The sequence below is a fragment of the Lysobacter sp. Root690 genome (assembly GCF_001427785.1).
Taxonomy (GTDB): domain Bacteria; phylum Pseudomonadota; class Gammaproteobacteria; order Xanthomonadales; family Xanthomonadaceae; genus Lysobacter.
In genome coordinates, this window is sequence record NZ_LMHM01000015.1 from 97,827 (window position 1) to 110,876 (window position 13,050).

General features: G+C 67.2%; 8 protein-coding genes. 4 read left to right on the forward strand and 4 right to left on the reverse strand.

What is annotated here, in order from left to right:
- Window positions 1-1,361: 1,361 nt before the first annotated feature.
- The 4 genes from ASD86_RS17535 to ASD86_RS17550 form a co-directional block, all read right to left on the reverse strand.
- The gene (locus ASD86_RS17535; protein WP_056113479.1) at window positions 1,362-3,632 is read right to left on the reverse strand and encodes a TonB-dependent receptor; all 2,271 of its coding nucleotides are present in this window, start codon (window positions 3,630-3,632) and stop codon (window positions 1,362-1,364) included.
- A 578-nt stretch (window positions 3,633-4,210) separates the two neighbouring features.
- Window positions 4,211-5,092 (reverse strand): LysR family transcriptional regulator, encoded by an 882-nt coding sequence (locus tag ASD86_RS17540; RefSeq protein WP_056113482.1) that lies wholly within the window; start codon window positions 5,090-5,092, stop codon window positions 4,211-4,213.
- Between the two features lie 154 nt (window positions 5,093-5,246).
- Entirely contained in the window at window positions 5,247-7,829 is a 2,583-nt protein-coding gene (locus ASD86_RS17545) for a sodium/solute symporter (RefSeq protein WP_056113485.1), read from the reverse strand.
- A gap of 88 nt (window positions 7,830-7,917) precedes the next feature.
- Entirely contained in the window at window positions 7,918-8,772 is an 855-nt protein-coding gene (locus ASD86_RS17550) for a CoA ester lyase (RefSeq protein ID WP_056113488.1), read from the reverse strand.
- 253 nt (window positions 8,773-9,025) lie between these two features.
- On the opposite strand from ASD86_RS17550, the gene ASD86_RS17555 reads away from it, so the two are divergent.
- The 4 genes from ASD86_RS17555 to ASD86_RS26085 all read left to right on the forward strand — a co-directional run bounded on the left by ASD86_RS17555 (window position 9,026) and on the right by ASD86_RS26085 (window position 13,045).
- A complete protein-coding gene (locus tag ASD86_RS17555; protein ID WP_056113491.1) occupies window positions 9,026-9,940 on the forward strand; it encodes an alpha/beta fold hydrolase in 915 nt (304 codons plus the stop codon).
- 7 nt (window positions 9,941-9,947) lie between these two features.
- On the forward strand, window positions 9,948-11,618 hold the full coding sequence (gene oleC, locus ASD86_RS17560; protein ID WP_056113494.1) for an olefin beta-lactone synthetase: 1,671 nt from the start codon (window positions 9,948-9,950) through the stop codon (window positions 11,616-11,618).
- A 170-nt stretch (window positions 11,619-11,788) separates the two neighbouring features.
- Entirely contained in the window at window positions 11,789-12,799 is a 1,011-nt protein-coding gene (gene oleD, locus ASD86_RS17565) for a 2-alkyl-3-oxoalkanoate reductase (RefSeq protein ID WP_056113497.1), read from the forward strand.
- Between the two features lie 84 nt (window positions 12,800-12,883).
- Complete coding sequence (locus ASD86_RS26085; RefSeq protein ID WP_036107675.1) at window positions 12,884-13,045, forward strand: DUF1328 domain-containing protein; 162 nt, start codon at window positions 12,884-12,886, stop codon at window positions 13,043-13,045.
- Window positions 13,046-13,050 lie beyond the last annotated feature (5 nt).

Consider the following 13,050-nt stretch of genomic DNA (forward strand, 5'->3'; position numbering starts at 1 on the left):
GAATTGAAGGTATGCGAGTACTGAGTGGTGGCGTCTGAATTCGAACAATCCGATTCGAAACTGTCCTGTGCAATCACCCCACCATCCAACAGCACCTGCGCAAACCGCGCATAGTCGCAAGCCGTCGAATACAACCCGCCCGCGCCGCTGGGATACGCATTCAACGCCGCGCCCGGTTCGCGCGCGCTCGGCCCGTCGGCGATGCGCAGCCGGCCGTCGTCGCCCATCGTGGCGATGTCGACCACGCGTCCGCGCTGCGACGCCGGCACGCTGAAGCCCGTGTCGCGCATGCCGAGCGGAACGAAGATGCGTTCGCGCAGGAAGACATCGAACGGCTGCCGCGCGACCACTTCGACCACCCGGCCGAGCACTTCGATCGCGGCGCCGTCGTAGCCGAAGCGGGTGCCGGGATCGGCCGCGAGCGGCGCGTGGCTCAAGCGCTCGACGAAGCCATGCAGGTCGCCGGCCGCGTGCGGGTCGTTGCGTTCCATGAGTTCGGTCGTGGCTTCGTCGCCTTTCAGGCCGGCTGCGAATCCTGCGGTGTGGGTCAGCAGTTCGCGAATGCTGATCTCGCTGGCGGCCGGGCGCAGCCGCGGTGCGTCGGCGCTGCCGCCGGTCAGTACCTTGCGATGGCCGAGTTCGGGCAAATAACGCGAGACCGTATCGTCCAGGCCGATGCGGCCCTGTTCGACCAGCAGCATCACCGCGGCCGAGGCGATGGTCTTGCTCATCGAGTAGATGCGGAAGATCGCGTCCTTGCGCATCGGTACGCGACGAGCCAGGTCCTGATAGCCGTAGGCATGGAAGTCGACGATGCGGCCTTCGTGCGCGATCAGTACGACGGCACCGAGGTAGCCGTCGGCGTCGGTCGTGTCGCGCATGAGGCGGTGCAGCGCGCTGAAGTCGGGTTGGACGGTGGCTTTAGCCGCATCGGCGCCGGATTCGGAGCCTTGCGCTGTTGTAGGTGTCGCTTTGCCGGCCGGAGTTGCAACGCCTTCCACAACAGACCTTGAGGCCGAGGCCCCACTCATCGATGCCGTCGATGTCGATGCCCCGCTTGCCCATGGCTTCGGCAATGACGCCCGCGCCTGCCGATGCGCCGAGACTGAGGTTTCCCCCGCAAAAACCTGTGGCGCCGAGATTTCCCACTCAACCGGCATCAGGCCTGCGCGCAACGCATCGTTCGCAACGCTTTCGGCACACGCCACCCCCGCGCAGCCCACACCCAGGATCAGCAGGCAACAGCGAAGGGCGGCGGTAACGGGCAAGGCATGCGGTCCTGCGTGGCGAAAGCGACCGCCGCGAGCGCTCGGGCTCGGCAGCGGTGTCGGGGCGGTGGAGGCTGCGGCCAGGGCGGTTGATCAGAACTTGAAGGTGTGGGTCAGCGACACGGTGCGGCCGCGCCCGGCCCAGTAGTTCTGGAAGCCGCCCGGCGGCTGCGACCAGCTCAGGATGTACTGCTTGTCGAACAGGTTCTCGATGCCGAGCGAGAACTTGCCGTAGCGCTCGGTCTCGAAGTTCATGCCCAGGTCGAACAAGGTGTAGCCGTGGGTGCTTTCCTTGAAGCTGAAGCGCTGGCCGTCGAAGGCGCGCACCTCGCTGCCCGACAGGTTGCGCGAGAACAGCGTGGTCGCACCCAGGCTCATGTCGGCATGCGGCAGGAAGTTCCAGGTCAGGGTCCAGGCGAACTTGTCGGGGTTGATGTCGAGCACGCCCATCGGCTTGTTGGTGCCGCCGGCGGGGTAGCGTCCGGCCGCGTCGGCCGACCAGAACGAGGTCTTGCCGCGGGTGTGCGAATACACCGCGCTGAACCGCCAGTCCTCGTTGAAGCGCCAGTCGCCGGACAATTCGTAGCCCTTGATCCGCACCGGCGCGCGCAGCAGCACGAAGTCGTTGGTGGCCGGATCGATCGCCAGCGACTGGCCGTAGTCGGACTTGGAGTCGTAATGCGAAGCGCTCAACGCGCCGCGTTCGCCGCGCCAGTTGAAGCCGAACTCGGTGTTCTTGACCACGATCGCATTGAGGTCGAGCAGCTCGCCCACGCCGATGCGCGGATCGTTCGGGCAACCGTCGGGCTGGGTGTCGCCCGGATCGTTCGAACACTGGATGTTGCGCAGCGGGATGCCGACGTTGGCCAGGGTGAAGCCTTCGCCGTAGGAGCCGAACACCGACCAGGCCTCGTCGATGCGCCAGACCGCGCCGAAGTTCTTCAAGGTTTCCTGATACTCCAGGGTGCCGCCGTCGACGTGGCGACGGTCGCGATACCAGGTGGTGGTGTAGCTGTCGACGTGCAGTTCGCCGTCTTCGCGGCGCAGGCCGCCCGACAGGGTGACCGGGCCGATGTCCCACGACAGCTGCGCCCACGGCGCTTTGCTGGTGTATTCCATCGGCGGCACCCACAGCCGGTTGGTCAGCGCCAGGCGCTGCTGCGCGGTGTCCTTGACCAGGTCCAGGCCGACCCGAAGTTCCAGGCCGCTGACCGAGAACAGCGACGGCCGCGCCCACGAAGTGCGCAAGCCTTTCTTGTTGGTGACGATTTCCGACTGGTCGTAGATCGTGTTCATCGGCGCGATCAACGGGTCCTGCTTGTCGATCGTGTTCTCCGGCAGATAGCGCATTTCCTGATCGGCCTTGTAGCCGTTGATGGTCAGGGTGCCGCCGAAGAAATCCGAATGGATGTAGCTGAGCTGGTATTGCTTGAAGTCGTTGATCGCGGCCTGCGAGCCGAAGATCGAGCCGCGCTCGGAGGTGTTGGTGCGGGTCGCGCCGCACAGCGCGGCTTCGTCCGGACGGCAGCCCAGCACCTGCACGTAGTTGGCCTTGCCTTCGATGTTGAAGTGGCTGATCGAGCCTTCGATGCGCTGCACGCCGTCTTCGCCGAAGTTGTAGCCGGCCTTGATGAACAGGTTGCGCGCTTCGGTGTCGGACAACGAACCGCTGGTGTTCATGCCGATGCGGCGGCCGTTGCCGTCGTAGGTGATGCCGCGGTCGAGGAACGAGGCGGCGGCGATCATGTCGAAGTTGCCGGCCTTGCGCGCGAAGGTCGCGCCGAGTTTCCAGCCGGCGCTGTCGTCCTTGAATTGGGTGGTGTAGCGCGAGGTGATGGTGAACTCGTTGCCTTCCTTGGTCGGCGCCGCGGACAGGTAGTTGATGATGCCGCCGGCCGCGCCGATGCCTTCGGACGCGGACGGTCCGTTGATGACCTCGATCCGGCCGACGATGCCCATGTCGGTGAAAGTGCCGTTGCGGGTGCCTTCGCGCAGCGGCGAACCTTGGGGCACGCCGTCGAACAGGCGCAGGGCGACGCGGCCGCGCAGGTTTTCGCCGGTGTTGCTCATCGCCTGCGAGGATTCGGCGTAGCCGGGCACGGTGCGCGCGAGCACCGCGGTCGCGTCCTCGGTCAGCACCAGGCTGCGTGCGAGTTCGGCCTTGGACACCAGGGTGATCGCGCCGGGGATCTTGTCGACCGCCTTGGGGCTGCGGGTGCCGGTGACGACGACGTTGTCGAGGTCGACGGCCGCCTTGTCGTTGGCGGGCGTGGCGGCGGGGTCGGCGTCTTGCGCGTAGCTGGTGCCCGCGAAGGTGGAGAGCAGCAGGACGCTGCTGATCGCGGCGGTAAGTGGCTTGAGCATGTCGGTCTCGTTGAGTGCCGGTGATCGAGCCTGCGCGTGAGGGGGACGCGTGCCCGTGGTGGCGTGCACAGGACGGCGGCGCTGTCGCTGTCGCGACCTCTCCCTGTCGCGCCGACGTCTGTGCAGGTTCGAGGCGAGCCTATGCGCTCGCTGTCACAGTTGGAACCGACGCGGAGTATGTTCACAGCCTAGGTTTTGTTGTCTTAAGCGCCGCGGGTCGATAGCAAAAGTTTTGTCGCATTGCAGCATCGGCGCGCGCGACGCGCGACGTCGCGGTAAAAACGGCAAGACCGCCGCCGGCGTCCTGCCGGCGGCGGTCTTTGGGGAGGTCCGAGGATTGATCGATAGCGGGCAAAACAAAGCGCTGCGAGTGCGTCGACCGCTGCGTTCGCGACCAGCCTAACCGCCGTATCGGCGTGTTGGAACCCGAAACTGCGCGAGTAAGACCAAGGTTTTAGTTGCATGTGCGCAACGTTATTCGTCGGCGTGATCGCGTTGCGCTGGCGTCTGCACCTGGATCAACCGTCAAGGTGGCGAGGCGTCACCTGCGATGCTCAACGCTGCTGCTCAACGTCCGCTCAACGTGCTTGCGTGGTCATCGCCTTGCGGCTCTCGCGCAGGAACGCGGTGACCAGGCGCACGCGCACGCTGGAGCGCGACCAGACGATGCCGATGCAGCGTTTCGCGGTCGAATCGGTCAGCGGGATGCGCGCCAGTTGCAGGCCTTCGGGCCACGGCGGCGCCCAGTCGGGCACCAGCGACACGCCCAGGCCGCGATCGACCATCACCGCGATCGCGTTGAGCGCGTTCAGTTCGAAGCGCTCGCGCGGGACGATGTTGGCCGCGCGCAGGTATTCGTCGGCCTGACGCCCGCCCCAGTGGTGACGGTCGTAGCGGATCAGCGGCTGGGTCGCCAGCAGTTCGCGCGGATCGCGTCCGGCCATGCTGCGCGGCGCGAGCACGATCAGCGGTTCTTCGCGCAGCAGCTGCCACTCGCAGGTCTTCGGCAGCGGGAACGGCGCCTGCAGCACCACCGCGGCATCGATGTCGCCTTTCTCGACTGAATGGTACAGGTCGGCCGAATAGCCCGGCTGGATGAACACGTTGATGCCCGGAAACGATTCGACCATGCGCGCGAGCACGTCCGGCAGCATGCCGGCCAGCGCGGTCGGGCAGGCGCCCAGGCGCAGTTCGCCGGAGATTTCGCTGTCGTTGGCGACGCTGCGCAGGTCGGCGACGTTGCGCAGCAACTCGCGGGTGCGCGGCAGGATCCGCGCGCCTTCCTCGGTGACGCTCACGGTGCGACCCACGCGCGCGATCAATGGCGCGCCGATCTCGCGTTCCAGCGTGCGGATCTGCTGCGCGACCGCCGCCGGGGTGATGTTGAGCACGCGCGCGGCGGCGGCCATCGAGCCCTGATCGACCACGGTCACGAAGGTATTGAGGAACTGGGTTTCCACGGGGCACCGGTGGGGGCGGGAATCGGGAATGGCGAATCGGGAATCGGTGAAGCACTTGCGCCGGCGATTGATGCTTCGCCGACTACAACTCAATACATCAACCTTGGGCGCAGTGCCAGCCGCGCCGGCGTTTGCTCTTTCGATTCCCTATTCCCTATTCCCTATTCCCTATTCCCGGCTCCACAGCCAGATCGCGATAAATCGTCAACCCATTCAACGACTGCCGCGGCGCCGGGAAGAACAGGCTGGCGACGTAGCCGATCACGATGCACAGCAGGATCGAGATCGCCAGGTAGTAGTACGGGTGCACCATCTGCAAGGTCCAGATGGCCAGGGTCAGGGCGATGCTTGCGGCGATGCCGATCGCCACGCCCTGCCAGTTGGCGCGGCGGGTGAACATGCCCAGCGTATAGGCGCCGGCGAAGCCGCCGCCGAGCAAGCCGGCCAGTTCGATCGACAGGTCGAACAACGAGTGGATGTCGAACTTCGACAGCAGCAGCGCCGTGCCGATGCCGATCAGGCCGACCACCACGGTCATGATCTCGGCGAAGAACACGCTCTGCTTCGGCGTGCGGTTCTTCGCCAGCTTGTCGTAGAAGTCGACCGAGATCAGCGTGGCCACCGAATTCATGATCCCCGACAGCGTGGCCATCGCCGCGGCGAAGATGCCGGCGATGATCAGCCCGGTGACCCCGACGGGGAGTTCGGCGGCGATGAACATCGGGAAGGTCGCATCGATCGGCAGCAGCGGATTCATCCGCTCCGGGTTGTTCTTGTAATAGACGAACAGCGAGGTGCCGATGGTGTAGAAGATGATGCCGCCGGGGATGGTGATCGCGGCGAACGCCCAGATCGAACGCCCGGCTTCCTTGTCGGACTTGGTCGACAAGGTGCGCTGCATCAGCACCTGATCCTTCGGGAAGGTCAGCACCACTTCGAACACCACCAGGAACAAGAAGCCCCAGACCGTGGCCTTGGTCATGTCGAAGCTGAAATCGAAGGTGTGCATCTTGTCCAGCGACATCGCGGTCGACCAGTACTGGTCGAAGCCGCCGGGCAGATGCCAGATCATGAAGCCGATCGCGAACAGCGCGCCGCCCATCTTGACGATGACCTGGACGAAGTCGGTCCAGATCACCGCTTTCATTCCGCCCATCGCGGTGTAGACGATGGTGAAGCCGCCCATCAGGATCACGCTCCAGAACACGCTGATGCCGGTGATGGTGGCGATGCCGAGCGCGGGCAGGAACAGGATCACGCTCATGCGACTGCCGATCTGGACCACGATGCACAGCGCGCTGGCGAGCATGCGGATCGCCGGATGGAAACGCGTTTCCAGGTACGAGAACACCGACATCAGATCGAGCCGGCGTAGCAGCGGCACGATCCACACCGCCACGAACATCAGCCCGAGCACGCCGATGACGTTGTTGGCCAGGTACTGCCAGTTGGTTTCGAAGGCCTTGGCCGGAATCGCGATGAAACTGATCGAGCTGGTGTTGGCCGCGTACAGGCTCACGCCCGCGGCCCAGAACGGGATGCTGCGGCCGCCGACGAAGAAGCTGCTGGTCGAACCGCGCTTTTCGCGCAGATAGAAGAACAGGCCGATGCCGATCATGCCGCCGAGGTAGACCACGATCACCACCCAGTCCAGCCAGTGCAGGCCGAGCTTGCGCGCCTGCACCTGGGCGGTGGCGAATTCGACGCGGTGACCGTCGGTGGAGACGCGCGCCCATAGCAGGCCGTCGGGCCAGCTCGCGGTCGCGCCGGCGCCGGCGGCGACCTGCGCGCCGGGCAGGGTCGCCCAGGAGCCGGTGATGGTCTGGTAGATCATCAGTTTCGCCGCGGCCTGGGCGTTGGCCGGGTCGACGATCGGATACAGCACGTGCGCCTGACCGGTCGCGCGGCCGGCGCCGGGCAGGACCTGGCCGGGGACGCGGCTGACTTCGCTCCACTGGTTTTCCGGCGACCGGCGCAGCATGCGATCGGCGCCGCCTTGCGGATCGGCGACGATCACGAACACAGCGCGGGTCTGCGCGACCAGCGAACGCGGCGCGGCGGCGCCGGGCCAGCCCGGCAGCGAGGTCCAGGCCGCGGCTTCGTCGGCGAGGGGCCGCTGCAGCAGATGCGCGCTGCCGTCGCCGGCGAGGCCGGCGACGTACAGGCTGTCGCCCGACAAGGTCGCGCGCAGCGACGACAGCGCGATCGGCAGCGGCGGCAAGGGTTTCAGGTCGAGGCGGGTGTCGCTGGCGTTCAGGCGCGCGATTACCGGGGCGATTGCGACTGCGCTGGACGGTTCGGTGTTGCGAACGGCGGCTTTGGAAGGGGCGGCTTCAGAAGGCGCGGATTCGGAAGGCAATGCTTCAGAGGGCAAGGCTTCGGAAAGCGCAGCGCTCGCCTGCGCATCGGCGGGCAGCAGGTAGGCGCGAGTTCCGTCGCCGATCACCGCGCCGGCTTGCGCCGCGCCGCTCCATTGCAACGGCATCCATTGCTTGCGCTCGGCGTCCAGGCGCCAGGCCTGATCGCGGGTCAGCGCGACGGTGCGGCCGTCGAGCTTGGCCATGCCGACCAGCGGCGCGGAAGTGTCCAGCGCCGGCAGGCTGCCGGCGAGCAGCGGCGTCAGCGGTTCGGCCTGCAGCGGCGCGGCCAGGGCCAGACCGGCGAACAGGCCCAGCGCCACCGCCCTGGCGCGCACGCCGCGGCAAGCACGCGCCAATGCGAAGGAAAATTGCGACATCGAATTACGCCCCATCATCGACGCGCACCGGAACGTCCGGCCCGCGGTGTTGCCTGGTCTGTCTGCAAGCCGCGCGCGGATGTGCGACTCACGTCCGCCGCGCCGAGGCCAGCAGCGCCTGCGCCCGCTTGAGGAACGGCAGGTCGATCATGCGCCCGTCGACCACGAACACGCCGCGGCCGCCGTCGGGCGCGGCCGCGGCGGCGTCGACGATGCGCCGCGCCGCCTCGAGTTCGGCCGGGGTCGCGGCGAACGCGCTGTTGGCCAGCGCGACCTGGCGCGGGTGCAGGCAGGTCTTGCCGAGAAACCCGAGCCGCCGCGCCGCGCGCGCTTCGGCCACGTAGCCGGCTTCGTCGTGCAGGTCGGCGTAGGCGCTGTCGAGCGCAAACACCTCGGCCGCGGCCGCGGCCATGCGCACGGCGAACATCGCCGCATGCACATTGGCCAGGTCGTAGCGTTCGATGCCGGCGTCTTCGAACAGATCGGCCAGGCCGAGCTGCAAACCGGCCACGCGCGGATGCGCGGCGGCGATGTCGGCCGCGTGCAGCAGCGCGCGCGGGGTTTCGATATTGACCAGCAGCCCGATCGGCTGGCTCACGCCGTTGAGCGCCTCGGCGCGTTCGATCGCGGCGACCGCCATGTGCAGCGCGTCCGCCGATTCGATCTTGGGCAGGTTGATCAGGGCCACGCCGTCGCGCGCGACCGCGGCGAGGTCGGCGGCGAAATGCGCCGAGGTCGGGTCGTTGACCCGCACGATGATCAGCTTGCGCGATGCGGCGACCGCCTCGGAGCCGACGAACGCGGCGACCGCGATGCGCGCGGCGGCCTTGCGCTCCTCGGCGACGGCATCTTCCAGGTCCAGCGACAGCGCGTCGGCGTCGCCGGCCAGGGCCTTGTCGAACAGCTCCGGCCGTACCCCGGGCACGAACAGCTTGCTACGCATACGGCCACCGCGGCGGATCGAGATCACTCATGGCCCCGGAGTGTGCGTCAAGCAAACAGTGGCAATCGCACAGGGGTCGCATGTTCAAACGATAGGTTTTGTATTGAGTGCCGGGATTGGGGATTCGGGATTCGGCAAAGCGGGCTTGCGCCGCCTGGCCACCGAATCTCGAATCCCGAATCTCCAATCCCGGCGATAATGTCGCCCTGTCCGCCAGGCCCGCCCCCCGCGCGCGCCGCTTACCGAGTCGCCGATGACGTCCAGCTCCAGCTCCAGCTCCCGCTTCCCCGACTATCCCTTCCAGCCGCGGCGTTTCGAGGTCCGCCCGGGCATCGACATGAGCTATCTCGACGAAGGCCCGCGCGACGGCGAAGTCGTGGTGATGCTGCACGGCAACCCGTCGTGGAGCTATTACTGGCGCAAATTGGTCAGCGGGCTGAGCGATCGCTACCGCTGCATCGTCCCCGACCACGTCGGCATGGGCCTGTCCGACAAGCCCGACGACGCCGGCTACGAATACACCCTGCAATCGCGTGTCGACGATGTCGAAACGCTGCTGCGCCACCTCGGCATCACCGGCCCGATGACCCTGGCCGTGCACGACTGGGGCGGCGGTATCGGCTTCGGCTGGGGGCTCAAGCATTCCGATCAGATCAAACGGCTGGTGATCACCAACACCGGCGCGTTTCCGCTACCGGCGGCCAAGCCGCTGCCCAAGCGCCTGCGCCTGGGCCGCGATTCGTCGATCGGCACCGGCCTGATCCGCGGCTTCAACGCCTTCGCCGGCGGCGCCTCGCGCCTGGGCGTGGTCAAGGCGATGCCGGCGCAGGTGCGCCGCGCCTATGTCGCGCCGTACGACAGCTGGGCCAACCGCATCGCCACCTCGCGCTTCGTCCAGGACATTCCGCTGGGCGAGGGCGACAAGGCCTGGCCGCTGGTGCAGGCGATGGGCCGCAAGCTGCCCGAGTACGCCGACCGTCCGGCCTTCATCGGCTGGGGCCTGGCCGATTTCGTGTTCGATCATCACTTCCTCAAGGGCTTCACCGATGCGCTGCCGCGGGCGCAGGTGCATGCGTTCAAGGACGCCGGGCATTACGTGCTGGAAGACAAGGCCGAGCTGCTCGTGCCGGAGATCCGCGCCTTCCTCGACCGCCACCCGCTGAGCTGAGGTCCGCATGGACGCCGCACCCGACCACGCCACCTGCAACATCGCCGCCGCCTTGCCGCGCCTTGCCGCGCAATCGCCGCAGCGCGTGGCGATGCGCTGCCCCGGCACGCGCCGCGCCGACGGCCTGGCCAGTTACGACGTCGAGCTGACCTACGGCGAACTCGACCGTCGCAGCGATGCCATCGCCGCCGGTCTGGCGAAGCGCGGGATCGTGCGCGGCACCCGCGCGGCGATCATGGTGCGGCCGTCGCCGGAGTTCTTCCTGCTGATGTTCGCCCTGTTCAAGGCCGGCGCGGTGCCTGTGCTGATCGACCCGGGCATCGACAAGCGCGCGCTGCGCCAATGCCTGGACGAGGCCGCGCCGGAAGCCTTCATCGGCATTCCGCTGGCGCATGTCGCGCGGGTGGTGCTGGGCTGGGCGAAATCGGCGCGCATCCGCATCACCACCGGCCAGCGCGCGTTCCTGGCCGATGACACGCTGGCGCGGGTCGAACGCGCCGGCGCCGGGGTGGGTTCGCAGTTGGCGGACACGCAACCCGATGAAGTCGCCGCGATCGTGTTCACCAGCGGCTCGACCGGCGTGCCCAAGGGCGTGGTGTTCCGCCATCGCCACTTCGTCGCCCAGATCGAGATGATGGGCGAGGCCTTCGGCATCGTGCCTGGCGGCGTCGACCTGCCGACGTTCCCGCCGTTCGCCCTGTTCGACCCGGCGCTGGGCCTGACCTCGATCATTCCCGACATGGACCCGACCCGGCCGGCGCAGGCCGATCCGCTCAAGCTGCTCGATTCGATCACCCGCTTCGGCTGCGATCAGCTGTTCGGCTCGCCCGCGCTGATGGCGGTGCTGGCGCGCCACGGCCAGCCGATGCCGACGATCAAGCGGGTTACCTCGGCCGGCGCGCCGGTGCCACCGGACACGGTCGCGCGCCTGCGCGAACTGCTGCCCGACGACGCCCAGTTCTGGACCCCGTACGGCGCCACCGAATGCCTGCCGGTCGCGGTGATCGAAGGCCGGGAACTGCAATCCACCCGCGCCGCCACCGAGGCCGGCGCCGGCACCTGCGTCGGCCGCGCGGTGGCGCGCAACGACGTGCGCATCATCCGCATCGACGATGCGCCGATCGAGCGCTGGTCCGACGACTTGATCGTCGAGGCCGGCGTGGTCGGTGAAATCACCGTCGCCGGGCCGACCGCCACCGACAGCTATTTCAATCGCGACGCGATGACCCGACTGGCGAAGATCCGCGAGAGCGCCGACGGCGTCGAGCGCATCGTTCATCGCATGGGCGATGTGGGCTATCTCGACGAACAAGGCCGGCTGTGGTTCTGCGGACGCAAGACCCACCGGGTCGAGACCGCGAACGGCCCGCTGTACACCGAGCAGGTCGAACCGGTGTTCAACACCCATCCCAAGGTGCGGCGCACCGCGCTGGTCGGCACCGGTACGAAAGGCGCGCAGCTGCCGCTGCTGTGGGTGGAACTGCATAAGCCGCGCATCGGTAATACCGAGCGCGAACGCATCGTCGAGGAATTGCGCGCGATCGGTGCGGCGCATGCGCATACCGCAGGGATCGAGCGTTTTCGTTTCCATCCGGGGTTTCCGGTGGATATTCGGCATAACGCGAAGATCGGTCGTGAGAAGCTCACGTTGCAAGCTCAGGCGACTGAAAGTCGGTAAGCCCCCTGTAGGAGCGGCGCGAGCCGCGACCGCGACACCGCAGTTACGGCGTATGCGCGATGTCGCGGTCGCGGCTTNCTCCTACAGTCGGGCATCGGGTTGATGCATCGATCGGGGTTTGTGCGGCTTAGCATGATCACTTTTATCTCTATGACTTCGGGACTGATGCTATGAAGATTTTGGTCACCGGCGGCGGCGGATTCCTCGGCCAGGCCCTGTGCCGCGGCCTGATCGCGCGCGGCCATGAAGTCGTCAGCTTCAACCGCGGCCATTACCCCGCGCTCGATGCGCTCGGCGTGACCCAGGTGCAAGGCGACCTCGCCGATCGCGCCGCGGTGATCGCCGCCGCGCAAAGCTGCGAGGCGATCTTCCACAACGCCGCCAAGGCCGGCGCCTGGGGCAGCTACGACAGCTACCACCAGGCCAACGTGGTCGGCACCAAGAATGTTCTCGCGGCCTGCCGCGAGCACCGGATCGGCAAACTCGTCTACACCTCCACGCCCAGCGTGACCCACCGCGCGACCCATCCGGTCGAAGGCGGCACCGCCGACACCGTGCCCTACGGCGAAGGCTTCAAGGCCGCGTACGCGACCACCAAGACCATCGCCGAAAAAGCCGTGCTCGCCGCCAACGATGCGCAGCTCGCCACCGTCGCGCTGCGTCCGCGCCTGATCTGGGGCGTGGGCGACAATCAACTGCTGCCGCGCCTGGTCCAGCGCGCCAACGCCGGCCGCCTGCGCTTCGTCGGCGACGGCAACAACCGCATCGACACGACCTACATCGACAACGCCGCGCAGGCGCACTTCGATGCGTTCGATCATCTCGCCCCGGGCGCCGCCTGCGCGGGCCGCGCCTACTTCATCAGCAACGGCGAGCCCAAGACCTTGCGCGAAACCCTCAACGGCCTGCTCGGCGCGGTCGGCGCGCCGCAGGTCGACAAGACCTTGCCGTTCGGCGCCGCCTACGCCATCGGCGCGGTGTGCGAGGTGCTGTGGCATGCGTTGCCGCTCAAGGGCGAGCCGCCGATGACCCGTTTTCTGGCCGAGCAGTTATCGACCACGCACTGGTACGACATGGCCCCGGCGACGCGCGATTTCGGTTACGTGCCGAAGGTCAGTTTTCACGAAGGGCTCACCCGGCTGAAGGCCGCCTGCACGCAGCTGCCCATCATCACCAGCTGACAACCTTTGCTGGCACAGGATCGGACCGTGCCATCGGGAAACCTATCCCGGTGGTGGCTTTCTCTCATGCCAGGAGGTTTCCCCATGCTTCACTACGCCGCCGTCTTCTTCGTCATCGCGATCATCGCCGCGGTCCTGGGCTTCACCGGCATCGCCGGCGCCGCCAGCAACATCGCCTGGATCTTGTTCGTCGTGTTCGTGATCCTGGCGATCATCTCGCTGTTCCGTGGCCGCAAGGTCGCCTGACGCAC

Coding starts and splice junctions, on each gene's coding strand:
- ASD86_RS26085 (WP_036107675.1), top strand. CDS start 12,884: ATGCTTCACTACGCCGCCGTCTTCTTCGTCATCGCGATCATCGCCGCG.
- ASD86_RS17555 (WP_056113491.1), top strand. CDS start 9,026: ATGACGTCCAGCTCCAGCTCCAGCTCCCGCTTCCCCGACTATCCCTTC.
- ASD86_RS17550 (WP_056113488.1), bottom strand. CDS start 8,772: ATGCGTAGCAAGCTGTTCGTGCCCGGGGTACGGCCGGAGCTGTTCGAC.
- oleD (WP_056113497.1), top strand. CDS start 11,789: ATGAAGATTTTGGTCACCGGCGGCGGCGGATTCCTCGGCCAGGCCCTG.
- oleC (WP_056113494.1), top strand. CDS start 9,948: ATGGACGCCGCACCCGACCACGCCACCTGCAACATCGCCGCCGCCTTG.
- ASD86_RS17545 (WP_056113485.1), bottom strand. CDS start 7,829: ATGTCGCAATTTTCCTTCGCATTGGCGCGTGCTTGCCGCGGCGTGCGC.
- ASD86_RS17535 (WP_056113479.1), bottom strand. CDS start 3,632: ATGCTCAAGCCACTTACCGCCGCGATCAGCAGCGTCCTGCTGCTCTCC.